Here is a 23,684-nt window from a genome sequence, read left to right on the forward strand (position 1 = left end):
TTGCCGATGACCAAGCCGATCGTCGACCCGACATTGCAATCGCCTGCGTTCCAGTCGCTCGACATCCGTTCGCGCGACATATTTCGCCGTATCGTCGATTCCTACCTGAGGGACGGCGAGCCGGTCGGCTCGCGCTCGCTGTCGCGCATCCTGCCGTCGTCGCTGTCGCCGGCCACCATCCGCAACGTGATGAGCGATCTCGAGCATCTCGGCCTCATCTATGCGCCGCATGTCTCGGCCGGGCGTCTGCCGACGCAGGCCGGCCTGCGCTTCTTCGTCGACGCTCTCCTGGAGTTTGGCGATCTGACCGACGAGGAACGTCGCAGCATCGAGACGCAGGTGAAGGCTGGCGGCAACGGCATGTCGCTCGAACACATGCTGACCGAGGCGAGCCAGATGCTGTCGGGTGTTTCGCGTGGCGCCGGGCTGGTGCTCACCGCGAAGAACGAGGCGGCGCTCAAGCACATCGAGTTCATCCAACTGGAGCCGGGCCGGGCGCTGGCGGTGCTGGTCTCGCAAGGCGGCGATGTCGAGAACCGTGTCATCGACCTGCCGGCCGGCACGACGCTGTCGCAATTGCACGAGGCGTCCAACTTCCTCAACGCGCATATCCGCGGCCGGACACTCGCCGAGGCGCGCGGCGAGATCGCGCGCCTGAAGGAGGAAACCCGCGCCGCCCTCGACACGCTGTCGCAGGATCTGGTCGAAAAAGGGCTCGCCGTCTGGGCCGGCACCGAAAGCGGCCTGCCGGCGCGCCTGATCGTGCGCGGCCGCGCCAATCTGCTCGAAAACGTCACCGCCCAGGCCGACATCGAGCTTCTGAAACATTTGTTCGAAGACCTCGAAACCAAGGACGGGCTGATCCAGCTGCTTGATCTGGCGGAAGAGGGCTCCGGGGTCCGCATATTCATCGGTTCCGAGAACAAGCTGTTCTCGCTGTCGGGCTCGTCGCTGGTCGTGGCGCCCTATCGCGACAAGGATGCCCGCATCGTCGGCGCACTGGGCGTCATCGGCCCCACACGGCTGAACTATGCGCGCATCGTTCCGATGGTCGACTATACGGCGCAGCTGATTTCGCGCATGCTGCGCTGAGACAGTCGCCGCCAGCCAAGGAGGGAACGCCATGGCGTTGGAAGAAATCCAGGCTCGCATCAGCCTGCTTCTGCAGGAAATGGTCAACCAGCCGGAAGACGAGCACGAAGTGCAGGAACAGCTGCGCGAAAAGCTGTCGGAACTGCGCGCGCTTGGCCTGCCGCTGCCGGACGATCTCGTCGAGCTGGAAAAACAGCTCGATGCCGGCTTCGTGATGAAGACCTGACCCACAAGCCCATTCCTGGTGTGGTGGCTGGCCGGTCGCCTCCCTATGTTCGTGCCCAAGACGCAATGGGTGACGCGAAAAGGGGGATGGCGTGAACCGTATCGCGAATGCGCTCGCTCTGTTGCTGGCCTTGCCGGCCTGTTCCGCCTTCGCCCAAGAAACCGGCGTTCTCAAGGGCGAGGCTGCCTTTGGCGGCTGGCGCGACGACCGGCCGGGCGTGCGCCGCCTGTTTGCGCCACAGGATTTGCCGAAGCCATTCGCGACCGAATCCGCCGGCAATGGCGCGGAGGAGGTGGAACGACCTGAAAATGCCAAGCCGACCCTGCCGCCGGGTTTTTCCGCCGAACTGGTCGCGTCCGGCCTGCGCAATCCGCGCGTGGTGCGCGTCGCTCCCAATGGCGACATTTTCGTCGCCGACAGCAGCACCAACCAGATCCGCACTTACCGCCTCGCGGCGACGGCAGGTCAGCCGGCACAATCGGAAATCTTCGCCAAGGGCCTGCGGGCGCCCTATGGCATCGCTTTCTACCCACCCGAAAAACCCGAATGGGTTTATGTCGCCAACACCGGTTCGGTCGTGCGCTTTCCCTACAAGCCGGGCGATCTTGAAGCCTCCGGGCCGCCGCAGGCCGTGATCAAGGACATCCCGACCGGCGGCCACTGGACCCGCGACATCGCCTTCTCGCCGGACGGCAAGGTGCTTTATCTCTCCGTCGGCTCCGCCTCCAATGTCGCCGAGGGCGACGCCAAGGCGCCGAAGGGCGGGCTGGAAGGCTGGACACGAACCCAGGTCTTGGGTGCCCCCTGGGGCGACGAGCAAGGCCGCGCCGCGGTCTTCGCCTTCGATGCCGACGGCAAGAACCGCCGCACAGTAGCCACCGGCCTGCGCAACTGTTCGGGGCTTGCTGTGCAACCGGCCACCGGCGAACCTTGGTGTGTCGTCAACGAACGCGACGCGCTGGGCGACAACCTGCCCTTCGAATATGCGACGTCGGTGAAGGAAGGCGCCTTCTATGGCTGGCCCTGGTATTACATCGGCGATCATCAGGATCCGCGCCATGCCGGCGCGCGGCCCGACCTTGCCGGCAAGGTGACTGTGCCGGACGTGCTCATCCAGCCGCATTCGGCGCCGCTCGGCATCGCCTTTTACGAAGGCGATCAGTTTCCGGCGGCATACAAGGGAGATGCCTTCGTCGCCCTGCACGGGTCATGGAACCGTGCCCTGCGCACCGGCTACAAGGTGGTGCGGCTCCTCTTCAAGGATGGCAAGCCGACCGGCGAGTACGAAGACTTCATGACCGGCTTCGTCATCTCCGACGACGCCGTCTGGGGCAGGCCCGTCGGCGTGGCCGTCGCGGGCGACGGCTCGCTGATCGTCACCGAGGATGCCAGCGGCACCATCTGGCGCGTCACCTATAACGGCCAGAAGTAAGCGCCTCGGGAAGGACGTCTACCGGGTATCAGCCGAATTTGCGCTGCGCGTCGAGCGCCAGGCCCAAGCCCACCGAGCCGAAGGCATCGCCCTGCACGACCTTGGCCTGCGGCACCAGCGCCAGGATGCTGCGCCGCGCCAGCGGGATGGCAGTCGAGCCGCCGGTTAGGAACACGGCGGTGATGTCTTCTGGGCGTATGCCGGCCTGCCTCAGTGTCTCGGCGACGGTGTCCGTCACCCGGCCTATCTCGGTGCGGATCGTCTGTTCCAGCCCTTGTTTTGTCAGGCTGGCGGTAAATGTCGCGCCGGGCAGGTCCACGTCGATGTTGGCCTGTTCGGCGTCGGTCAGCTCGATCTTGGCCTTTTCAACGCGGCCGGCGAGCGCATGGCCGAAACGATGCTCGACCACTTCGATCAGCCGGTCGACAAGGTCGGGCTGGGCTGCCTCGTAGCGGATCTGGCGCAGATCAAGCATCGCCTTCGGCGTATAGAGCAGGTTGATGCGCTGCCAGGTGGCGAGGTCGATGAAATAGCCGGCGGGCAGGTTGCGCTTGCCGTCCTTGGTCTGGGTCAAATAGCCGAGCTGCGGCATCACATGGGCGATGCTGAGCAGCCGGTCGAAATCCGTGCCGCCGATGTGAATGCCGCGATTGGCGAGGATGTCGTCCTTGCGGTCGTTGGCGGTGGCGCGCTCTGGTGACACGCGCACGATGGAAAAGTCCGAGGTGCCGCCGCCCATGTCGACGATCAGCGCCAGTTCTTCGCGGCTGACCGTATGTTCATAGTCAAGTGCTGCCGCAATCGGCTCGAACTGGAAGTCGATATGCTTGAAGCCCTGCTTGCGCGCCGCCTTTTCCAACTCGCTTTGCGCGGCCGCGTCGGCGGTATCGTCCTCGTCGACGAAGCGCACTGGCCGCCCCAGCACCACGTTTTCCACGGCCTGGTCGTTGTGGTTGTCCAACTGCGTTTTCAGATGGGCAATGAACATGCCGATGATGTCGGTGAAGGCGATGGAGCGCGCCTTGATGCGCGTCTTCTCATGCACCAGCGAGGATCCCAGCACGCTTTTCAGCGCCCGCATCAGCCGTCCCTCGACGCCGTCGGTATAGTTGCCGATGGCATTGCGGCCGAACAGCGCACCGCCATCCTCGAAATTGAAGAAGATCGCCGACGGCAGCGTCGCGCTGCCGCTTTCGAGCGCCACCAGCCGCGGGCGGCCGTTCTCGATCACGCCGACGGTGGAATTGGAAGTGCCGAAGTCTATGCCGCCGAAAGCCGGTCGCATCGTCTCGTCCTGAATGTTGAGCGTGAAAGGGCGCGGTCCTGTCGGGCAGGGTCGCGGCGGGACCGTGCGCCTACAGGACCGGGCGGCGAATGTCGATGGCTTTCCTGCCATCTTCCCTGAAAATTGACCGGCTGGACCAGCATCCGCGCATTTTCAGCAGCGGCCGGTTCGTGCGATAGAAGCGGTCGCCAATCGCTGCCGAGGCTCGACCATGACCCTTGCCGGATTTCTTGCCTATTCCGCCGCGCTCGCCGTGGCCGCCGCCATTCCCGGCCCAGGCGTAACCGCCTTGGTGGCGCGGGCGCTGGGCTCCGGCTTTCGTTCGTCGCTGGCCATGTCGCTTGGTCTCGTGCTCGGCGATCTCACCTATCTGACCGCCGTGGTGCTGGGCCTGGCACTGGTGGCGCAGAGCTTCGGCATGGTGTTCCTGGTCATCAAATGGCTCGGCGTGCTCTATCTCGCCTATCTCGGCTGGTGTTTCTGGACCGCTGGCATCACCCCGGAGACCATTGAAGCCAGGCGTGGCCGGGACGGGTTCCTGCCCTCCGTGCTGGCCGGTCTCACCGTCACGCTGGGCAATCCGAAGACGATGATCTTCTACCTCGCCATCACGCCGACCATCGTCGACCTGAAGTCGCTGACCTTCGCCGATTACGGCATCCTCGCCGCCATCACCGCATGTGTGCTTCTGGTGGTCCTCGTGCCCTACCTGGCGCTCGCCGCCAAGGCGCGCTGGTTCCTGCGCTCGCCGCGCGCGCTCAAGGTGTTGAACCGTACAGCCGCCGGCTTCATGGTTGGCGCCGCGGCAGCGATCGCCGCCCGTCCATAAGGGTGTTTCGGCAAAATCGAACCTGAAACAGCGTTTTCCAAGAAAAATTCTTCCGAAGCGATGCGGTTTTCAGTACGCCGCCCACTCGGATATTTTCCGGTGGCGGCCTATCTTCCTGTGTTGAAAAACCGCATAAGCCAGCCTCGTCTCAGGGAGCAAAACCAATGAACAAACCTGTCTCCTCATCCCGCGTCCCCGGTCGCGGCCGCGTCTACAACTCCATCACCGAGACGATCGGCGACACGCCGCTGGTGCGGCTCGACAAGTTCGCGAAGGAAAAGGGCATTGTCGCCAACCTGATCGCCAAGCTGGAATTCTTCAACCCGATCGCCTCGGTCAAGGACCGCATCGGCGTCGCTATGATCGAAACCCTCGAAAAGGCCGGCAAGATCACGCCGGGCAAGACCACGCTGATCGAGCCGACCTCGGGCAACACCGGCATCGCGCTGGCTTTCGCCGCGGCCGCCAAGGGCTACAAGCTCATCCTCACCATGCCGGAGACCATGTCGGTGGAGCGCCGCAAGATGCTGGCGCTGCTCGGCGCCGAGTTGGTGCTGACCGAGGGGCCGAAAGGCATGAAGGGCGCAATCGCCAAGGCCGACGAGCTCGCCGCCTCGCTGCCGGACGCCGTCATTCCGCAGCAATTCGAGAACCCGGCCAATCCCGAAATCCATCGCCAGACCACGGCCGAGGAGATCTGGAACGACACCCATGGCGAAATCGACATCTTCGTTGCCGGCATCGGCACCGGCGGCACCATCACCGGCGTCGGCCAGGTGATCAAGCAGCGCAAGCCTTCGCTACATGTCGTGGCGGTCGAGCCGGATGCCTCGCCGGTGCTGTCGGGCGGCCAGCCCGGCCCGCACAAGATCCAGGGCATCGGCGCGGGCTTTGCCCCAAAAATCCTCGACACCACCGTCTATGACGAGATCGTCAAGGTTTCGAACGAGGATTCCATTGCCAACGCCCGGCTTGTCGCCCGCCTCGAAGGCGTGCCGGTTGGCATCTCCTCGGGTGCCGCGCTGCAGGCCGCGATCGTCGTCGGCTCGCGCCCCGAGAACAAGGGCAAGAACCTCGTCGTCATCATCCCGTCCTTCGCCGAGCGTTATCTGTCGACCGTACTGTTCGAAGGGCTCGGAGCCTGAGGTTCTCCTCCAACTGACTGGAAGGGTTGGAGAAATTCTCCTTCCCGGTACGCTGGCATGATCGTTTTCCTCCCTTTTTGGGGAGGAGGCGGTCGTACTGGACCTCTCGAAAAAACCCGTGGCGCGGCTTGAGCGCGCCACGGCTTCCGGTGCACATCTCTCCCGTCCGGTTTGAGTCCGGATTGGGAGGATCACATGTACAAGCTTTATACCCGCGCCGGCTCCGGCGGTTTCGTCATCGAGGCGGCGCTGAAAATCGCCGGCGTGCCGTTCGAGCAGATCGAGGTGCCGAAGCGCGCCGAGCCCGATCCGGAATTCCTGAAGATCAGCCCGATGAACCAGGTGCCGGTGCTGGTGCTGCCGGACGGTCACGCCGTGCCGGAAACGGCGGCGATCTGCATTCTTCTGGGCGAATTGCACCCCAATGCCGGGCTCGGGCCGGTGGCGGGAGAGCCAGGCAGGGCGGACTTCCTGCGCTGGCTGGCCTTCATGACGTCCTCCGTCTACATGGCCAATCTGCGCTATTATTACCCGCACCGCTCGACCACCGACACCGCCGGCATCGAAGCGGTCAAGAAAGCCGCCATCATCGAAATGGATAAGGAAATCAGTGTCCTGGACCGTGCATTGGCCGGCCGCGACTGGCTGGTTGGCGACAGCCGCACCATTGCCGACATCTATATGCTGATGCTGGTGTGCTGGTATCCGGGCCTCGACAAGCTTCCGACCTGGCCGAATGTCCAGCGGGTCTGCGCCCGCTTGCGCGCCGATCCGATGCTTGCCGCCCTCAACGATCCGCACGAGATGTGGGCTGCCTGAGGCGCGGAAATCGGGGCCGATGTGGATAATTCGGCCCCAAGGCGCCCAGAGTCAAATAATTTTGGCAAGCGGAACCAAGGGCTTGCGGAAATTTCGGCGCCACGCGGCGCCAAACGAATTCACCCAGGGCAATTTCCGCGCAAAATGCGTCCATTCCGATCGCATCGCGGCGGTTTTCTTCGAAGTTTGTTCAATTGACCAGCGCGGCCTGCTTTGCCGTGAGGAACCGCCGCACGGACTCGTCGCGCTCCAGCCCGATCGCCCGTTCATAAGCCTGCCTTGCCTCGTCGGCGCGGCCGAGGTCGCGCAGCAGGCCGGCCCGCGCCGCCCAGTAAGGCTGATAGTCGTCAATGCGGCGATCGTCGCCGATGGCGTCCAGTGCCGAAAGCCCGGCGGCCGCTCCTTGCGTCTCGGCGATCGCCACGGCGCGGTTGATCGCCACCACGGGCGAACCGGCGACCAGCGCCAGCGCGTCGTAGAAACTGCACAGCGCCTGCCAGTTGGTGACGCCGGTGAAGCGCCGCGCCGCATGCACCGACTGGATCGCCGCTTCGATCTGGTAGCGGCCGAGTTCGCGCGAATGGCCGGCGTGCCTCAGCAGCGCGTCGGCCTCTCCCATCAGCTTGGTATCCCAGCTGCCCATGTCCTGCTCGCTGAGCGGCACGAAGTCGCCGCTGGCGTCGCGGCGGGCGCCGCGCCGTGCTTCGGCGTAGAGCATGAGCGCCAGCAGCGCCAGCGCCTCCGGCTCGTCCGGCATCAGTCCGGCGACAAGCCGGCCGAGCCAGATCGCCTCGGTCGCCAGGTTGCGGCGCCGTGTCTCGGTGCCGGCCGGGTCGGTCCAGCCTTCGGCGAAGGCGGCATAGATCGCCTCCAGCACCGCTGAAAGCCGCTCGGGGAATTCCGCCCGTTCCGGAATGCGGAAGGGAATGCCGGCCTCCCGGATACGCGCCTTGGCTCGCACCAGCCGCTGGCTCATCGTCGCCGGCGAGACCAGGAAGGCGGAGGCGATGGTGGCGGCATCGAGGCCGAGCACGGTCTGCAGGATGAGCGGTGCGCGCACGCCGGGCTCGATGGCCGGATGCGCGCAGGCGAAGATCAGGCCGAGACGGTCGTCCGGCAGTTTTTCGCGCACGGCCTCCTCCTCCATCTCCTCGCTGATCAGCTTCAGGTGGGGGTGCGCCGCCTCGTTGGTCTGGCGGCGGCGGTGCTGGTCGGTGGCTCGACGGCGCGCCACGGTGAGCAGCCAGGCCTCGGGATGCGCCGGCACGCCGGAAACCGGCCATGTCGCCAGGGCTTTGGCGAAGGCGTCGGCCAGCGCGTCCTCGGCGCCGGCGACGTCGTGCGAGCGGGCCGAGAGGAAGGCGACCAGCTTGCCATAGCTGTGGCGGGCGGCCGTTTCCGCCGCCGCCCGCGCCAGGGCTGCCTTGTCCGTCATCGGCGGCGTACGGTCAGTGCGTCGGCCAGATCGGCCGCACCTCGACCGTGCCATGGCTGGCGGCGGGGCAGCGCGCCGCCCAGGCAAGGGCCGCGTCGAGGTCCGGCGCCTCGATCAGATAGAAGCCGCCGAGCTGTTCCTTGGTGACGGCGAAGGGGCCGTCGAGCACTTCGGTCTTGCCGTCGCGGATACGGACCGTGGTCGAGGCATGCGAGGGCTGCAGCCTTTCGCCCGCCACCATGGCGCCGGCCTTGGCCAGTGCCGCGTTGTAGGCCTGGTAGGGCTCGGTCATCAGCCCGACCATCTCGGGCGTCATCTTGGCGAAAGCCGTTTCGTCGGCATGGATGAGAAGGATGTATTGCATCGGAAATCTCCCACTTTTTCAAAGGCCGCATCGTTGCCAGCCGAACGAATGTCGCGCGAGCTTGCCCGATTTCGACAGTGGTTGGAAAATTTTCTTCGATGGCGGTCGAAAAAAGCAGAACCGCCGGCGCGGGAGGACGCCGGCGGTTCAATTCATGCGGAAATCGACGCGGCTCGAGCCGGCGCCGGCGTGCCTCAGACGCGCGCGGCAACCGCCGGGCGCTGCGGCCGGTAGGTGGTCGTGCGATGATCACCAGCGGGGCGGGCAACCCGGCTGTCGTGGCGGCTCTCGAGCGTCATCAATGGGCGCTCACGCCGAGCGTATGGGCGCGGCGGGCGCAGGCCGGGCCCGGGCCGCGCATGTAATGACGCTCCGGCCGGTAGGTCGGTGCGATGAATTCGCGGATGGCGGCGGCGTAGCCCTTGAACTGGCTCCAGATGGTCATTTCTCTATTCCCTGTCTCGATTTTCGGATGCCCGGTCCGAATTGGATGCATCCTAACGAGAAGGCGTGAATAGTCGGTGAACGGGATGTTAATCTTCGGGCAAAACCTTTCCCGATCGTGGCCGGAAAGTGGCGGATTAGCGGTGTTTTGGTGCTTTTTGACGCCTTGCCGGATGGTGTTGTTTTCGCGCCACACCGGCTTTCGTTTGGGACTCGAAAAAGCGCGGTTCGGGTTCGGAGTGAGAGCGCGCTTTTTTTGGCGTGGAGAGGGTGGTGGGATCTTGCCCGGGGGGAGGCAGAGCGGTTCTAAATGAGCCTCCGATCTTGCCGCCGCGCACGCCTTGCGCACCGCCGAAACGTATCGGGCCTGACCTGAGAGGATGCGCAATGGACATGTGGCGGTTTATCGATTGTATCAATCCGGCGGGCGAACGCCCGGCGCGGCCGGAAGACCTGCAGCGGTTCGAGGAGACGACGGGCATCTATCTTCCCGACGACTACTGCGCCTTCCTCCTGGCATGCGCCGGCGGCATCTGCCGCCAGACAGTGTCGTTCGATTTTTCGAACGGCGTCTGGGCCGGTTACGTGCAGGATGTCGGCGGTTTGCAGGAGGACCCGGTTTATTCCCTGCTGCACAACTGGAAATCTCCACCCTGGCCGCTCCGCAAGGATCTGTTGTGGATCATGAACGACCATGGCGGCAACCCGATCTGCCTCAGGCTCGACGAGGGCAATGAAGGCAAGCTCTGCTTTGTCGATCACGAGCTTGCACCCGAGAACAACGAGTGGACCCTGGAAGAAGCCTCCGCCGACGATTGGGGTTATGTCCTGCCCCTGGCCTCGTCCTTTACCGCCTTTGTGAGCAACCTTCGGCGCAAGTGAGCGTCGTCGTCAGGTAGCGCTAGGCCAAAAACGCCTTCTCGAAGGCCACGCGGCCCTTTGGCGAGAAGGTGACGACGCGGCTGTCCTTTTCGCGCCGCGCCCATTTCTCGGCGAGGATCTTGTCGAGGATGGCGGCGCCCAGCCGTCCGGCCAGATGCGAGCGGCGCACGCTCCAGTCGAGACAGTCGCGGCAGACCGGCCGGCGCGAAGGGCCGGGATCGCCAACGTCGATGCCGACGGCGGCGAAATGCGCGGCACCCTTCGGGCCAAGCCCGATCGCCCCGCCGTCCCGCACCAGTATGTCGCGGGCAAGGAAGCCGTCCAGCATCTTGACGGCATGTTCGCCGGCCAGATGATCGTAGCAGACGCGCGCCTCGCGCATGGCGGGTTCACGGGGGCCGGGCCGGGCCCGTTTCGGGCCGGCGCCGGCGGCGACGCCCATGATCGCTTCCAGCATCGACGCCACCTGCGGTCCTGCGAGGCCGTAATAGCGGTGCCGGCCCTGGGCCGCGACGGTGAGCAGCCCGCCCTCGATCAGCTTGGCGAGGTGCGACGAGGCGGTGGCCAGGCCAACGCCGCCTTCCAGCGCCAGTTCGCTCGCCGTCAGCGCCGAACCAGTCATCAGCGCGGTCAGCATGTTGGCGCGTGCCGGGTCGCCGACCAGGCTGGCGACGCGGGCAATGTCCGGTCCGTCTTTCATAGTTCGATCTCCATCAAAGCATTATCGCCAGGGAAGCACTAATCTGGTGGCAGTTCAAGGAGACGGCAGCGCCGCCGATGCGGACTGCTGACACTCTAACGATCTTTGCCAGGCAATGTTTCGATCGCGCTCGAAGCATCGGCATCAACCCATAAGGAGACGACCATGAGCATCACCTGCTTCACCCGCTACGAGATCGACCCGTTCAGGAAGGATGCGTTCGAGGAGTATGCACGCGCCTGGGGGCAGGCCATTCCACGCTGCGGCGCTGATCTGATCGGCTATTTTGCTCCGCATGAAGGTTCGGCCACCACCGCCTACGCGCTCTATACGGTCGAGAATCTCGCGGCCTATGAAGCCTATCGCGCCCGTCTCGCCAAGGACCCCGAGGGCAAGGCCAATTTCGAATTCGCCCGGCGCGAGCGGTTCATCCTCAAGGAAGACCGCATCTTCCTGAAACTGGCCTCAGTGCCGCATGCGCCGCTGGTGACGCCGTGATATCGGGCGACGTTTTCATGCTGGCCGGCGGTGCCGGCGAACCGCGATTGCTGGTCAGGCGTTTGGTCTCGGCAGGTCCGGCGGTCCTCTACGTCCATGGCGCGACGTTTCCCTCGGCGCTGTCGGTCGCCTACCGCTTCGAAGGCCATTCCTGGATGGACGACCTGCATCGGCGCGGCTTCGATGTGTGGGCCTTCGATTTTGCCGGTTATGGCGGTTCCGGCCGTCCGGCTTCCTTTTCGCGCTCGCCGGTTGGTCGGCCGCCCGGCGGTCGCGCGCCGGCGGCCTGCCGGCAGCTTGCCCGGGTCGTCGCACATGTGCTGGCCGCCACCGGCGGTTCGCGGGTTTCGTTGATCGCGCATTCGTGGGGCTCGCTTGTCGCCGGGCGTTACGCGGCGGCCAGGCCGGAGACGGTCGACCGCCTGGCGCTTTTCGGGCCGATCGCGCGGCGCGAGGCAACCGGGCAGACGGTTGCGGATTTTCCGGGCTGGCGCCTGGTGTCGATTGCCGACCAGCTGTCGCGTTTTGTCGAGGACGTGCCGGCGGGGCATCCGCCTGTCCTGATCGAGCCGCAACTCGCATCCTGGGGGCCGGCCTATCTCGCCACGGATCCCCGAAGCGGGGCACGCACGCCGCCTGCCGTCCAGATCCCGTCCGGTCCGGTGGCCGACATCGCCGCCGCATGGGCTGGCCGCTTGCCTTACGACCCGTCACGCATCGAGGCGCCGACGCTGATCGTGCGCGGTCAATGGGACAGCGTTTCCAACGACGCCGACGCCGCCTGGCTGATGGGGCGGCTGGGAGGCCGGGTCAAGCTCGACCGCAAGCTTCCGAAAGGCACCCATCTGATGCATCTTGAAACCGGCCGCGCGGCATTGTTTGAAACGGTCGGCCGTTTCCTCACAGGAGAAACGAACCCATGATCGCCGTCATTTTCGAAGTCACCCCGGCGGAAGGCAGGCGTGACGCCTATCTCGGCATCGCCGCCAATCTGCGTCCGCTTCTCGACGGGATCGACGGGTTCATCTCCATCGAGCGGTTCCAGAGCCTGTCCGATCCGGCACACGTCCTGTCGCTGTCGTTCTGGCGCGACGAGGAGGCGGTGAAACAATGGCGCAACACCGAGGATCATCGCCAGGCCCAGAAAGCCGGGCGCGGCGGCGTCTTTGCGGATTACCGCCTGCGCATCGCCCATGTGGTGCGGGACTACGGCATGTTCGAACGCGCGGAGGCCCCGGCCGACAGCCGGGGCGTGCATGACGGCGCGGCGCTCTAGCGGCGGCGAAGCGCCGGCTGGTCAGGCATTGCCGATGAGCACGCCGGCGGCGAAGACCAGCGCGCCGCCAAGCACCACCTGGAAGGCGGCGCGCAGGAAGGGCGTTTCCATGTAGCGGTTCTGGATGAAGGCGATCGCCCACAATTCGAAGAACACCACGATCGCCGCCACCGTCGTCGCGGTCCAGAAATCGGTGATGAGATAGGGCAAAGCGTGGCCGAGGCCGCCCAGCGTCGTCATGATGCCGTTGGCGAGCCCCCGCTTCAGCGGCGAGCCGCGCCCCGACAATTTGCCGTCGTCATGCGCGGCCTCGGTGAAGCCCATCGAAATGCCGGCGCCGATCGAGGCCGAAAGACCGACCAGGAAGGTCTGCCAGGTGTCGTGCGTGGCGAAGGCGGCGGCGAAGATCGGCGCCAGCGTCGAGACCGAACCGTCCATCAGGCCGGCCAAACCCGGCTGCACATAGGTGAGGATGAACTGCCGCCGCTCGGTCGCCGCCTCCTGGTCGCGCACTTCGCCCGGCACATAGCGCTGTTCGAGCTTGTGGGCGAGGTTTTCGTGGCCCTGTTCGGCCGCTGCTAGGTCGCCGAGCAGCTTGCGGGTCGAGGCGTCGGAAGTGCGTTTGGCGGCCTCCAGATAGAAAAGCTGCGCCTGCCGCTCCATCTCCTCGGCCTGGTGACGCACCTTGTCGATGCCGAGCGGCCGTACCAGCCAGTCCGGCTTGCGCTCGTAATAGCCTTTCACATGCTCGCGCCGGATCAGCGGAATGCGTTCGCCGAAGCGTTTGCGGTGCAGTTCGATCAGCATGGCGCGGTGCTTGTCCTCTTCCGTCGCCATTTCATCGAACAGCCGCGCGGAGCTCGGGAAATCGGCTTCCAGCCCTTCGGCGTAGGAGCGGTAGATGCGCGCGTCGTCCTCTTCCGAGGAGATGGCGAGCGCCAGGATTTCCTGTTCCGAGAGCGAGGAAAAGGGGCGGCGGCCGAAACCGAAGACACGGGAAAGCATGATGGGATGTCTCTAGTTTAGAATTATTCTAAACTATGCAATCAATACGGTGCGGTCAACCGGCGCGACGCCTGCGCGGGGCGTGGCGTGCACAAAAATGTGAGTTGTCTTTTTATCGGCGAATGTTTGCCTATATCGAAGGGCAGCCCGCATCGGTGCAAACAAAGGCAGGAGCTTCTTCGCATGACGGCAGCCAAGCGCGAAAAATCCTTCGACCCCAAACCCGTTCTCGACCTCATCGTATCGATCGAGGCGGATTTGAAACGGCTGAAGGAGATGGTCGCGCTGAGGGTCGAGGCTTTCGACCCCGCCAATCCGCACAACAAGACGACGGATGGCAAGCTGACCAAGGAAGGCGTGGAATGCTGCTATCGCATGTTCGACAAGGGCGAGACGCGTTATTCCGTTTCGCAGCAGATGAAGATTTCCTTCGCCGCCGCCACCCATCGCTTCAGTTCCTGGCGCAAGGCCGGCGGCGCCAAGCGCAAGAAGGTGCTGCTGGGCTGAACAAGCTGGCGGCCGGCAAAAGGGCGCCAAGGGCGGCCGTACGGATCACCCGGTTGGATTGTCGATAGCATATGAAAAACGGGCGCCCTGGGGCGCCCGTTTTGTTTTCGAGGTCGTGCGACCTATTTTAGTTCAGCACCGGGCAGCGCGGGTCGCGGCGGGCGAACACCACGCTGGCGCGGTCGCCGCTGCGGGTGATGCCGCGCACTTCGATGGTGCGGCGGCCGACACCGACCACGCGCACACGGCGCAGGCCCATGCGCTCGGCCTTGTCGAGCGCGCGGTTGGGGCTGCATTCGGCGCGGCGGTATTCGCCGTCGTCACCGCGGTCGCGGTCGCTGCGCCACTCGTCGGGGCGGCGGCGCCGGCCGTTGTCGTCGTCGCTGCGCCATTCGTCGGAACGGCGGCGGTCGCCGCAATATTCGCGGTCGGGGTCGCAGCGGCGGTCGCGGGTGACGATCTTCGGACCGTCCGGCCCGATCTGGATGTTGAGCTCTTCGGCCGAGGCCGTGGCCAACGGCATGCTGGTCAGCGCCATGGTGAGGGCGATGGCGGACAGGGACAATATCTTGCGCATGGGAGGCCTCCTCTCTTCGCCGCCCAATGGTCAGGCGGCGTCTTCCGTTTCAAGTCAGATTTCGCTTACGGCAGAAACAATTGGTGAGCACCGCCGATGTCCCCGATGAGCCGTGAAGGCGAAGCATGCAAACATTGTCACGGTCACATCTTTTCAATGGCGCTCAGCCGCGCTTGGCGCACATGATGACGGCGAATGTGTGTTCGGGAAGCCTCTGATGACTGTCCAGCCCCCTGCAATCGCCGATGTCCGCGCCGCCGCCAGCCGCCTCGCCGGTTTGATCGTCGAGACGCCGCTGATCGAATCCAGCGTGCTCAACGAACGCTTTGGCGGCCGCATCCTGTTCAAGCCGGAAACGCTGCAGCGCACCGGTTCGTTCAAGTTTCGCGGCGCCTACAACAAGATTTCGTCCCTGTCGCAGGAAGAGCGTCGCCATGGTGTCGTCGCCTTTTCCTCCGGCAACCATGCGCAGGGCGTGGCTGCCGCCGCTGCCATCTTCGGGCTGAAGAGCGTCATCGCCATGCCGAGCGATGCGCCCGAAACCAAGGTCGCCAATGTGCGCCGGATGGGCGCCGAGGTGGTGCGTTTCGACCGTTTCCGCGACGACCGCATGGCGGTGGTGCGGCCCTGGATGGAGCGTGGCATGGCGCTGGTGCCGCCCTTCGACGATCCCGCCATCATCGCCGGCCAGGGCACGATCGGGCTGGAGTTGATGCGGCAGGCGGCGGCGCTCGGCGTCACCCTCGATGCCGTCGTCATGCCTTGCGGCGGCGGCGGCCTGTCGAGCGGCATTTCGCTGGCGGTGAAGGATGCTTCGCCCGGCACCGATGTCTGGGTGGCGGAGCCCGAACATTTCGATGATACACGCCTTTCGCTGGCCGCCGGCCGGCGTGTCGCCATCGAGCCCGGACACAACTCGATCTGCGACGCCATCCTCACTGCCGAACCCGGCATCGTCACCTTCGAGATCAACCGCCGGAACCTCGCCGGCTCCGTCGCCGTCTCGGACGCGGCGACAGCGGCGGCCATGCGCGACGCCATGGCGCACCTCAAGCTGGTGGTGGAACCGGGCGGCTGCGTCGGCCTCGCCGCGCTGTCGTCGGGCGAGATCGAGCTCGCCGGCAAATGCGTGGCGGTGGTGCTGTCTGGCGGCAATGTCGACTTTGGCACCTATGCGAAGATCTTGGCTGCCGCCTGATTTCTGGATCGGCAGACGGCGACGGACAGGAGGACTTTCCCGACTACCCGCTCAATCCAGCGTGCGGCGGAAGCGCACCAGCGCCAGGCCAGCGAACAGCACGACGAAGAAGGCCAGCCAGCCGACCTCGCCGGCGATGGCGGGAAAATCCGCGCCCTTCAGCATCACCGCGCGGATGATGCGCAGGAAATGGGTGAGCGGGAAGATTTCGCCGAAGCTTTGCGCCCAGTCCGGCATGCCGCGATAGGGGAACATGAAGCCTGACAACAGGATCGAAGGCAGGAAGAAGAAGAAGGTGAGCTGCAGCGCCTGCATCTGGGTGCGCGCCACGGTGGAGATGGTGTAGCCCAGCAGCACCAGCGCCAGCACGAACACCAGTATGGCGCCGAGCAGCAGCGGCAGCGAGCCGACGAAGGGCACCGAAAACAGCGATTTCGCGGTAAACAGCACCACAACCACCTGCACCGCGCCGACCGCCAGATAGGGCAGGATCTTGCCCAGCATGATCTCCAGCGGGTTGGCCGGCATGGCCAGCAGGTTCTCCATCGTGCCGCGCTCGGTTTCGCGCGTCAGTGCGATCGAGGTCATCATCACCATGGTCATCTGCAGGATGACGCCGAGCAGGCCGGGCACGATGTTGTATTGCGACACGCCTTCGGGATTGTAACGACGGTGCACCACCACCTGCAGCTGGCTGCTGGCGGTCTCGGCGGCGGCCGCCTGCATGCCTTGCGCCCTGAGCAGCGCCTGCGAGGCGACGGTGCCGAGCGTCGAGATGGCGCCGCTGGCCACCGCCGGGTCGGTGGCGTCGGCCTCGATCAGGATCTGCGGGCCGTCGCCGCGCTCGACGCGGCTGGCGAAATCGGCCGGGATCGTCACCACGAAGGAGACGGTGCCGCTCTCGATCAGGAATTCGGCTTCCTCGGCGCTTTGGGCGACATGGTCGAAACGGTAGTAGCCGGTGTTTTCCAGCGCCGACACCATGGCGCGCGTGTACTGGTCGTTGCTGGTCGCCACCAGCGCCGCCGGCAGCCGCTTGGGGTCGTTGTTGATGGCGTAGCCGAACAGCAGAAGCTGGACGAGCGGCACGCCCAGCATCATGGCGAAGGTGATGCGGTCGCGCCGCATCTGGATGAATTCCTTGATCAAAAGCGCGCCGAGCCTGGCGAAGGAGAACAGGGTCATGGCGCGCTCTCGATTAAGGTCGGAAGCTGTCGCCCGCGATCCCTTCTCCCCTTGTGGGAGAAGGTGGCCGAGCCGAAGGCGAGGTCGGATGAGGGGTGTTGGACGGAGTACCGCTTATCGAGACCGGGAGCGCAACCGAAACGCGCGGTACTTTCCGCATCGTCTCGTTTCTTCCAGCACCCCTCATCCGTCTCGGCGCTGCGCGCCGAGCCACCTTCTCCCGCAAGGGGAGAAGGGGTCGCCATCAATCTCGCCATGTCACCACAGAACCCGATCACGACATATTGTCCTTCGAGCCGGCCATGAACTGGATGAAGACGTCTTCCAGGCTGGTTTCGCCGGGCATCACCGTCACGCCGTCATGCGTCTTCTCGACATCGGCCAGGGCGCGCTCGAGTGCTGCGCGGTCGGAACCGACGACATGCAGAGTCGCGCCGAACGGCGCCACCTGGTCGACGCCCGGCCGGCCGGTAAGCTCGGCGGAAAGGCGGTCGAGGCGGGGTCCCGCGACGATGAAGGTGGTGAGCCCGGCATTGGCCACCACTTCGGCCACGGTGCCGGTGGCGATCAGCTTGCCGTAGGAAATGTAGGAGATGCGGTGGCAGCGCTCGGCCTCGTCCATGTAATGGGTGGAGACCAGCACGGTCAGTCCGCCATGGGCGAGGCGATGGATTTCGTCCCAGAACTCGCGCCGCGCCTTGGGATCGACGCCGGCGGTCGGCTCGTCCAGCAAAAGCAGGCGCGGCTTGTGCATGATGCAGGCGGCGAGCGCCAGCCGCTGCTTCCAGCCGCCAGACAGCGTGCCGGCCAGCTGGTTGCGCCGGGTGGTCAGGCCGAGTTCCTCCAGCGTCGCGCCGATATGGTCCTCCAGCGGTTTCAGCCGGTAGAGGCGGGCGACGAATTCGAGGTTTTCGGCAATCGTCAGGTCCTCGTAGAACGAGAAGCGCTGCGTCATGTAGCCGACCTCGTGCTTGATCTTCAGGCTTTCGGTCCTGAGGTCGTGGCCGAGAACGGTGCCGTCGCCCTCGTCGGGGGTGAGCAGCCCGCACATCATGCGGATGGTGGTGGTCTTGCCCGAGCCGTTGGGACCGAGGAAACCGACGATCTCGCCCTCGGCCACGCTCATGGTGACATGGTCGACCACGGTGCGGTCGCCGAAGCGCTTGACCAGGTTCTTGACGTCGATGGCGTACATCAGGCGCTGCCGCTGGCGGTCGGGTTGAGGAATGGCAGTCGGCAATCGGCAGTCGGCAGTCGGAACTGCGAATGACCGCAAATGAACCTTGAGGCTTTGCCCATCTCGAATTGCCCTTTTCTGCCGACTGCCGACTGCCGACTGCCGACTGCCGACTGCCGACTGCCGACTGCCGACTGCCGACTGCCTACTGCCGACTGCCTACTCGCTACTCGCCAAATCCACATCCACGATCTGCCCCGGCTGCAGCGGGCCGGCGTTGCCGAGCGGCTTGGCTTCGACCAGGTAGACCAGCTTCTGGCGGTTCTCGAGCGAGTAGATGACCGGTGGCGTGAATTCCGGATCGGGCGAGACATAGCTGACGCGCGCCTTCAATCCGCTCGGGCAGCCGTCGCAGCGCACGGTAAGCTCGCCGCCGACCTTGACCGAGGAGAGACGCGGCTCCGCAACATAGACGGTGAGCTTCACCGCACCGTCCGGCAGCACCGAAAGCACCGGCGAGCTCGGGCCCGCCGTATCGCCGGGATAGCGGATGATGTCGTTGACGCGGCCGGCGGCGGGCGCCTGCAAGGTGCGCTTGGACAGCCGCCACTCGGCCTGCTCCAGCCCGGTCTGCGCCTGCTTGACCTGGTTTTCCGCGGCCTTGATCGTTTCCGGCCGCGCCGGCAGGCGGCCGACCGCAAGGTTGGCCGTGGCCTGGCCGATGGCGGCGTCCGCCACCTCGGCCTGGGTGGCGGCATCGTCATATTGCGCCTGGGTGGCGACGCCGCGCTTCAAGAGGTCCTGCGTGCGCGCCAGCGTGCGTGCGGCGTCCGCCGCCTGCGCCTTGGCCGAGCGCAACGACGCCTCCAGCACCGCGATCTCTTCCGGCCGCTTGCCGACCTGGAGATCGGCGAGCTGGGCCTCGGCCTGGGCGAGTGCCGCCTTGGCCTGCGCCACCGCGATCTGGGCATCGGCGCTTTCCAGTGTCGCCACCGGCTGGCCGGGGCCGACGCGGTCGCCGCGCTTGACCGAGACGGTCTTGACCTCGGCCACTTCGATCGGCGCGAGCAGCGCATAGTCGCCCTCGACATAACCGACCGCCAGCGGCGCACCCGGCCCGCAGGCGGAGAAAAGTTGGGCTGCCAGCGGCAACGAACAGAGCAAGCTCATCTACCTTTCTCCCTTGGCAACACACTCCGTTCCTTCTCCCCTTGCGGGAGAAGGTGGGTGGCGCCGGCTCGCCACCCAGCCTTTGCCGTGGCCGCCAAAAAATTGGCACCTCATCGCTTCGTCTCCCGCGCGGCCAGCATGGCGTCGAGATTGGTGTTCAGCACGGCCAGCACCTTGGCCGCCTCGTCGTCGCCGATCGTTTTCCAGCCCATGCGCCGCATCACCGGCTCGCGGCCGATGCGGAAATAGACGGTCTGGCCGATCAGCGAGAAGACGGCGAGGCGCGCGCTTTCGCTTTCCGCCGGCTCGCCGGTGGCGCGTTCCCAGATATGGCAGAGCCGCCGGTGCGTGGGCTCGAACACGCCGCCATAGATGCGGTCGAGCGTCGGCGTCGGATGGGCGAGTTCGCGCAGCATGAATTGCACGATCTCACCGGCGTCGGGGCTGGCGACGATGAAGGCGACCATGCCGTGCAGCACGGTCTTGAGCTGCTGGCGCGCCGCCTCCGGCGTCAGCGATGCCGGGTCGGGACCGTCGAGCCCGCCCAGCGCCTGGCCGGCGATCGACTGGATGGTCGCAACGATATGGTCGGCGACGGCGGCGCGCAGGCCCTCCTTGCCGCCGAAATGATAGGCGATGGAGCCGATATTGGCCTTGGCCGCGGCGGCGATCTCGCGGGTCGACGTGCCGTCGTAGCCTTGCCGGCCGAACAGCTTCAGCGCCGCGTGGATCAGCGCCGTCTGCGTCATGTCGGCGGGCGAGGGCGGCGGTCGGGTCGGGGCGTTGGCCATGACCGGAGTTTAATCAATCGAATGATTAATGTCCATGGCAGGCGCGGTGCATGCCCGCGATCCCGCCAGCCGCCGGAGCGGCGGCCGGGTTGGCGGTGACAAACCTCACGGGTTTGTGAGGCGCGGCGCGGGCAGGGTTGCGGCAGGATGGGGATGAGCGTCCGCCGCTTTCGACCGACGGTCGCCGCTTGATCGGGTCGCGGCTTGCGGCTGGGTTTTTCCGGCTCTCGTATCGAAAAGTGAATTTCGGAGAGATGACAATTATCGCGTATTGGGATGCTAGATCTATTTATTTAGATAAAAATAAATAACTTAATAATCGCGTTAAATAATAACTGCGCGAGATGATACGATATATTTTACTTCAAGATTGAGACAACTGCGCAAATTGCGGACGTGGCGACGGTGAACAAAATTTAATTTTCAATATCGTTGCGCGTGACGGGATGCTCTGGAAGAGTGAGGTGCGCCCACCCAAAACCCAGTTATCGTCCGAGCTCGCAACAAACGGGCGCCAAGGAAGGAGAAGTCGTCATGTCTTCGCTGCCCACTATCGTTTTGGTTCATGGTTTCTGGGGCGGTGCCGCCCATTGGAGCAAGGCAATTATCGAGCTTACCAAGCTTGGGCACACCGGCCTGCATGCCGTCGAAGTGCCGCTGACCTCGCTCGCCGACGATGCCGAACGCACGCGCAAGATGGTCAGGCAGATTGACGGGCCGGTGGTTCTGGTCGGCCATTCTTATGGCGGCGCGGTCATCACCGAGGCGGGCGACCTGCCCAATGTGGCAGGGCTGGTCTACATCGCCGCTTTCGCGCCGGATGCCGGCGAAAGCCCCGGCGGCATCAGCCAGGCCAAGGCGCCGGCCGCCTTCCCGAACATCGCCCCCGACAGCGACGGCTATCTCTGGATCAAGCCCGACAAGTTCCATGAGAGCTTCTGCCAGGATCTGACCGCCGACGAGGCGCTGGTGATGGCGGTGACGCAGAAGGCGCCGCTCGGCTCGACCTTTGGCGACAACATCACCGCGCCAGCCTGGAAAAAGAAGCCGGTCTGGTACCAGGTGTCGTCGGAAGACCGCATGATCCACCCCGAAAACCAGAAGATGATGTCGCAACGCATGAAGCCGAGGAAGATCGTCGAGCTGAACGCCAGCCACGCCTCGCTGGCATCGAAGCCGAGGGAAGTTGCGGCACTGATCGACGAAGCCGCGCGCAGCGCCGCCTGATCCGACGCCATGGGGCGGGGCGGCGATGCCGTTCGGCCTCGTGGCATCATCGGTCGCGAATCTTCGCTCTTGCGTGCAGCGAAAGCTGCCTTATGGTTTGCCCCCGATGGCCAAGGAAGTCGAACGCAAGTTTCTCGTGAGAGACGAGGGGTGGCGCAAGGCGGTGGAGCGCAGCGTCTCCATCATCCAGTTTTACCTGGCCATCTCCTCCGAACGCTCGATCCGTCTGCGCATCAGCGATGGCCGCGCCGCCAAGCTGACGCTGAAATTCGGCTCGGACATGAGGATACGCGACGAATTCGAATATCCGGTGCCGCTGGCCGAGGCCCGCGAGATGATGGGTTTTGCCGTCGGCAACGTCATCCGCAAGGTTCGCCACCATGTTCGCCACCGCGGTTATGTCTACGAGGTCGACGTGTTCAACTCGACGCTGGACGGGCTGGTGGTGGCCGAGCTGGAAACCAAGGACATCGTGCCCGACGACAAGCTGCCGGCCTGGCTCGGGCGCGAGGTGACCGGCGAGCTCCGCTACTCCAACGCCTCGCTGGCGCTGAATGGCTTTCCCGAGCTGGTGACGTGAGCCCGCGCCTGCATGCGACGCTGCCGCTGGCAAGCGACGTGACGCGGCTTCTGAGGCAGGAGATTACCCGTGCGCTGGAGCATCTGGCGCTGGCGCGGGCGGAACCGGAGGAGCGGCTGCACAAATGCCGCCGCCGGCTGAAAACCGTTCGTGCCCTGCTGCGCCTCGTCCGCTCCGGCGACGAAGCCTTCTTTGCCGAGGAGAATGCCCGCTATCGCGATGTCTCGGCGCGGCTTTCGGGGCTGCGCGAGGCGAGCGCCATGGTCGAGACGGCGGAGCGGCTCGGCAGGGCCTATCCGCGGCGGGCAGCATCGGTTGCGGTGCTGCGGCAGATGTTGGCCGTGCGCCGGGAGGCGGCGATGCAGGACACCGCCGCGTTCGGCACCGCAGTCGACGCAGCACTCGCCGCCTGCCGTCATGGCCTGCTGTGGCTCGGCGCGCTTTCCCTGCCGGCCGATGCCGATGCGGCGAGCACCGTTGTCGTAGACGGCGCGCAGGCTGGCCTTGGTCGGGCCCGAAAGGCGTTCAAACGGGCGCGTTCGCGAGGCCGGGACATCGATTTCCACACGCTGCGCAAGGCGGTGAGGGCGCATGCCACCCAGCTTGCCTTGCTGGAAGGGTTGTGGCCGGAGCGGAGATCGGCACGACGCCACCGGCTGGGCGTTCTCGACAAGCGGCTCGGCGCGCTGAACGACATCGCCGTTCTGGGTGCCCTTGTGCGACGGCAGCCGCCGGCGCTGGATCTGGAGCCCGAGGTGCTGGCCGACGTGGAGAAATGCCTGAAGCGCGAAGGCAAGCGGTTGAGGAAGCAATGCCTGGCCGACGCAAAGCGGCTCTTCGCGCGCGATTGGAAGCGCAAGATTGTGCGCTTGACCGACAGTCTGCGGCAGCGGCTTGCCGCCACGCCGGTCACGGCGCTGCGAGCGGCGTAGGCACGCGGTTCCTTTGTGGGCGGGATGACGCTGCCCTAGCGGATCCCTGCTTCCCGCACCGCCGCCGAAAAGCTGCGGCTGACCGGCAGCAAGGTGCCGTCCTTCAGCTTCAGCAACAGCTTGCCGTCGCGGCGCGCGGTGCCGGCCACCGCTTCCAGCGCCACCCAATGCGAGCGGTGGATCTGCAGGCCGGGCTCGCCCTCGGTTTCGCCGATTGCGTCGGCCATGCGCATCAGCACCAGCGTCGAGCCCTTCTCGGTGTGCACCTCGACATAGTGATCCTGCATGGAGAGCCGTGTCAGCCGGCCGCGTGAGGGCAGCGGCAACCGTTCGAGCAGCGGTGGCCGCCTCTCGGGCCGGGGCGGCGCGACATCCACGGCGGCTGGCGTGGTCGGCGTTTCGGCTGGTGGCACGGTGTCGGCGCTGGTCTCGCCGGCGATCAGAACCGAGGCCAGCGAAATGGCCGCGGCGATCAGCGCGCAGTTGAGGAACAGGGTCAAGGCCGCGCGCGGCGACGGCATTGGCGCCGACAGAACCGCCGCGTCGAACGCCAGAACCACCAGCGCGATGGGCAGGCCGGCGATCGCGCCGGTGATCAGCGCTCGCAGTAACCGTGGCGCGTCGCGGCCCTCGAACAATGTCTGGCCGGCCAGCCGCACAATGGCGTAGCCGATCGTGAAGGTGGCGAGCGCCAGCGCCAGCCAGTAGGCCAGGCGCGGCAACAGCGCCAGCCGCTCATAGGTGCCGAACGGACCGGTCACGCCGAGCACGGCGGTGGCGAGCAGGATCAGCCCCCAGAAGCGCGGCGAGAAGGCGAGAGCCTGCATTTCGCGAAGCGTGGAATGCATGGGGCCGTGCTTCACGTATCGGATCGTCCCTTCCCGAAACCACGTTTGCCGAAGCGGCAC

Annotated in this window: 27 protein-coding genes; 15 read left to right on the forward strand and 12 right to left on the reverse strand. The window is 65.5% G+C overall.

Annotated features, from left to right (window positions below; all coding sequences use genetic code 11):
• The first annotated feature begins 6 nt into the window (after nt 1-6).
• From hrcA to QFZ88_RS20945, 3 genes are all read left to right on the forward strand, one after another.
• Nucleotides 7-1,092 (forward strand): heat-inducible transcriptional repressor HrcA, encoded by a 1,086-nt coding sequence (hrcA, locus tag QFZ88_RS20935; RefSeq protein ID WP_036255329.1) that lies wholly within the window; start codon nt 7-9, stop codon nt 1,090-1,092.
• Between the two features lie 31 nt (nt 1,093-1,123).
• Nucleotides 1,124-1,318: a hypothetical protein gene (locus QFZ88_RS20940; protein ID WP_024926493.1), complete on the forward strand. Its 195-nt coding sequence runs from the start codon at nt 1,124-1,126 to the stop codon at nt 1,316-1,318.
• Between the two features lie 91 nt (nt 1,319-1,409).
• Nucleotides 1,410-2,750 (forward strand): PQQ-dependent sugar dehydrogenase, encoded by a 1,341-nt coding sequence (locus QFZ88_RS20945; RefSeq protein ID WP_024926494.1) that lies wholly within the window; start codon nt 1,410-1,412, stop codon nt 2,748-2,750.
• A 28-nt stretch (nt 2,751-2,778) separates the two neighbouring features.
• On the opposite strand, the gene QFZ88_RS20950 is transcribed toward QFZ88_RS20945, so the two are convergent.
• Complete coding sequence (locus tag QFZ88_RS20950; protein WP_024926495.1) at nt 2,779-4,035, reverse strand: Hsp70 family protein; 1,257 nt, start codon at nt 4,033-4,035, stop codon at nt 2,779-2,781.
• A gap of 211 nt (nt 4,036-4,246) precedes the next feature.
• Here QFZ88_RS20950 and QFZ88_RS20955 point away from each other — a divergent pair, with 211 nt between their 5' ends.
• The 3 genes from QFZ88_RS20955 to QFZ88_RS20965 all read left to right on the forward strand — a co-directional run bounded on the left by QFZ88_RS20955 (nt 4,247) and on the right by QFZ88_RS20965 (nt 6,828).
• Nucleotides 4,247-4,864, forward strand: a complete 618-nt coding sequence (locus tag QFZ88_RS20955; protein WP_024926496.1) for a LysE family translocator — start codon at nt 4,247-4,249, stop codon at nt 4,862-4,864.
• 164 nt (nt 4,865-5,028) lie between these two features.
• Entirely contained in the window at nt 5,029-6,009 is a 981-nt protein-coding gene (gene cysK / locus QFZ88_RS20960) for a cysteine synthase A (protein ID WP_024926497.1), read from the forward strand.
• 195 nt (nt 6,010-6,204) lie between these two features.
• Complete coding sequence (locus QFZ88_RS20965) at nt 6,205-6,828, forward strand: glutathione S-transferase family protein (protein WP_024926498.1); 624 nt, start codon at nt 6,205-6,207, stop codon at nt 6,826-6,828.
• Nucleotides 6,829-7,018: 190 nt separating this feature from the next.
• On the opposite strand, the gene QFZ88_RS20970 is transcribed toward QFZ88_RS20965, so the two are convergent.
• From QFZ88_RS20970 to QFZ88_RS20980, 3 genes are all read right to left on the reverse strand, one after another.
• Entirely contained in the window at nt 7,019-8,263 is a 1,245-nt protein-coding gene (locus QFZ88_RS20970) for an RNA polymerase sigma factor (protein WP_024926499.1), read from the reverse strand.
• Between the two features lie 13 nt (nt 8,264-8,276).
• Complete coding sequence (locus QFZ88_RS20975; RefSeq protein WP_024926500.1) at nt 8,277-8,627, reverse strand: YciI family protein; 351 nt, start codon at nt 8,625-8,627, stop codon at nt 8,277-8,279.
• A gap of 298 nt (nt 8,628-8,925) precedes the next feature.
• On the reverse strand, nt 8,926-9,072 hold the full coding sequence (locus QFZ88_RS20980) for a hypothetical protein (RefSeq protein ID WP_137901158.1): 147 nt from the start codon (nt 9,070-9,072) through the stop codon (nt 8,926-8,928).
• 323 nt (nt 9,073-9,395) lie between these two features.
• Here QFZ88_RS20980 and QFZ88_RS20985 point away from each other — a divergent pair, with 323 nt between their 5' ends.
• Nucleotides 9,396-9,953 carry an SMI1/KNR4 family protein gene (locus tag QFZ88_RS20985; protein ID WP_150978919.1) on the forward strand — a complete coding sequence of 186 codons (558 nt, stop codon included), beginning with the start codon at nt 9,396-9,398 and terminating at the stop codon, nt 9,951-9,953.
• A 19-nt stretch (nt 9,954-9,972) separates the two neighbouring features.
• On the opposite strand, the gene QFZ88_RS20990 is transcribed toward QFZ88_RS20985, so the two are convergent.
• Nucleotides 9,973-10,653 carry an ArsR/SmtB family transcription factor gene (locus tag QFZ88_RS20990; protein WP_024926502.1) on the reverse strand — a complete coding sequence of 227 codons (681 nt, stop codon included), beginning with the start codon at nt 10,651-10,653 and terminating at the stop codon, nt 9,973-9,975.
• Between the two features lie 165 nt (nt 10,654-10,818).
• Between QFZ88_RS20990 and QFZ88_RS20995 the strand changes: the two genes are divergently transcribed.
• The 3 genes from QFZ88_RS20995 to QFZ88_RS21005 are packed head-to-tail and all read left to right on the forward strand — an operon-like array spanning nt 10,819 to nt 12,427.
• The gene (locus QFZ88_RS20995) at nt 10,819-11,151 is read left to right on the forward strand and encodes an NIPSNAP family protein (protein WP_024926503.1); all 333 of its coding nucleotides are present in this window, start codon (nt 10,819-10,821) and stop codon (nt 11,149-11,151) included.
• On the forward strand, nt 11,148-12,074 hold the full coding sequence (locus tag QFZ88_RS21000; RefSeq protein WP_024926504.1) for an alpha/beta hydrolase: 927 nt from the start codon (nt 11,148-11,150) through the stop codon (nt 12,072-12,074). Before QFZ88_RS20995 ends, QFZ88_RS21000 begins: the two co-directional genes overlap by 4 nt.
• Nucleotides 12,071-12,427 carry an antibiotic biosynthesis monooxygenase family protein gene (locus QFZ88_RS21005; RefSeq protein ID WP_024926505.1) on the forward strand — a complete coding sequence of 119 codons (357 nt, stop codon included), beginning with the start codon at nt 12,071-12,073 and terminating at the stop codon, nt 12,425-12,427. Before QFZ88_RS21000 ends, QFZ88_RS21005 begins: the two co-directional genes overlap by 4 nt.
• Before the next feature lie 21 nt (nt 12,428-12,448).
• Here the strand turns inward: QFZ88_RS21005 and mbfA are convergent, their stop codons facing one another.
• Nucleotides 12,449-13,432 (reverse strand): iron exporter MbfA, encoded by a 984-nt coding sequence (gene mbfA / locus QFZ88_RS21010; RefSeq protein WP_024926506.1) that lies wholly within the window; start codon nt 13,430-13,432, stop codon nt 12,449-12,451.
• A 183-nt stretch (nt 13,433-13,615) separates the two neighbouring features.
• On the opposite strand from mbfA, the gene QFZ88_RS21015 reads away from it, so the two are divergent.
• Entirely contained in the window at nt 13,616-13,939 is a 324-nt protein-coding gene (locus QFZ88_RS21015; protein WP_024926507.1) for a hypothetical protein, read from the forward strand.
• Between the two features lie 127 nt (nt 13,940-14,066).
• Here the strand turns inward: QFZ88_RS21015 and QFZ88_RS21020 are convergent, their stop codons facing one another.
• A complete protein-coding gene (locus QFZ88_RS21020; protein ID WP_024926508.1) occupies nt 14,067-14,516 on the reverse strand; it encodes a hypothetical protein in 450 nt (149 codons plus the stop codon).
• Between the two features lie 217 nt (nt 14,517-14,733).
• Between QFZ88_RS21020 and QFZ88_RS21025 the strand changes: the two genes are divergently transcribed.
• The gene (locus QFZ88_RS21025) at nt 14,734-15,714 is read left to right on the forward strand and encodes a threonine ammonia-lyase (protein ID WP_024926509.1); all 981 of its coding nucleotides are present in this window, start codon (nt 14,734-14,736) and stop codon (nt 15,712-15,714) included.
• A gap of 51 nt (nt 15,715-15,765) precedes the next feature.
• Here QFZ88_RS21025 and QFZ88_RS21030 read toward each other — a convergent pair whose 3' ends face one another.
• From QFZ88_RS21030 to QFZ88_RS21045, 4 genes are all read right to left on the reverse strand, one after another.
• Nucleotides 15,766-16,899, reverse strand: a complete 1,134-nt coding sequence (locus QFZ88_RS21030; RefSeq protein ID WP_024926510.1) for an ABC transporter permease — start codon at nt 16,897-16,899, stop codon at nt 15,766-15,768.
• 274 nt (nt 16,900-17,173) lie between these two features.
• Nucleotides 17,174-18,094: an ABC transporter ATP-binding protein gene (locus QFZ88_RS21035; RefSeq protein WP_024926511.1), complete on the reverse strand. Its 921-nt coding sequence runs from the start codon at nt 18,092-18,094 to the stop codon at nt 17,174-17,176.
• 201 nt (nt 18,095-18,295) lie between these two features.
• A complete protein-coding gene (locus tag QFZ88_RS21040; RefSeq protein ID WP_024924757.1) occupies nt 18,296-19,246 on the reverse strand; it encodes an HlyD family secretion protein in 951 nt (316 codons plus the stop codon).
• A 110-nt stretch (nt 19,247-19,356) separates the two neighbouring features.
• The gene (locus tag QFZ88_RS21045; protein WP_024924756.1) at nt 19,357-20,037 is read right to left on the reverse strand and encodes a DUF1956 domain-containing protein; all 681 of its coding nucleotides are present in this window, start codon (nt 20,035-20,037) and stop codon (nt 19,357-19,359) included.
• Nucleotides 20,038-20,571: 534 nt separating this feature from the next.
• Between QFZ88_RS21045 and QFZ88_RS21050 the strand changes: the two genes are divergently transcribed.
• The 3 genes from QFZ88_RS21050 (at nt 20,572) to QFZ88_RS21060 (ending at nt 22,776) form a co-directional block, all read left to right on the forward strand.
• Nucleotides 20,572-21,264: an alpha/beta hydrolase gene (locus QFZ88_RS21050; protein ID WP_024924755.1), complete on the forward strand. Its 693-nt coding sequence runs from the start codon at nt 20,572-20,574 to the stop codon at nt 21,262-21,264.
• 106 nt (nt 21,265-21,370) lie between these two features.
• Nucleotides 21,371-21,844, forward strand: coding sequence for a CYTH domain-containing protein (locus tag QFZ88_RS21055; protein ID WP_024924754.1), 474 nt, complete (start codon nt 21,371-21,373; stop codon nt 21,842-21,844).
• Nucleotides 21,841-22,776 carry a CHAD domain-containing protein gene (locus QFZ88_RS21060; RefSeq protein ID WP_024924753.1) on the forward strand — a complete coding sequence of 312 codons (936 nt, stop codon included), beginning with the start codon at nt 21,841-21,843 and terminating at the stop codon, nt 22,774-22,776. The genes QFZ88_RS21055 and QFZ88_RS21060 overlap by 4 nt, the downstream gene beginning before the upstream one ends.
• Nucleotides 22,777-22,811: 35 nt before the next feature.
• On the opposite strand, the gene QFZ88_RS21065 is transcribed toward QFZ88_RS21060, so the two are convergent.
• Nucleotides 22,812-23,624, reverse strand: coding sequence for a LytTR family DNA-binding domain-containing protein (locus QFZ88_RS21065; protein ID WP_024924752.1), 813 nt, complete (start codon nt 23,622-23,624; stop codon nt 22,812-22,814).
• Nucleotides 23,625-23,684 lie beyond the last annotated feature (60 nt).

This window comes from Mesorhizobium sp. YL-MeA3-2017, assembly GCF_030814575.1.
In the GTDB taxonomy this organism is placed as follows: domain Bacteria; phylum Pseudomonadota; class Alphaproteobacteria; order Rhizobiales; family Rhizobiaceae; genus Mesorhizobium; species Mesorhizobium terrae.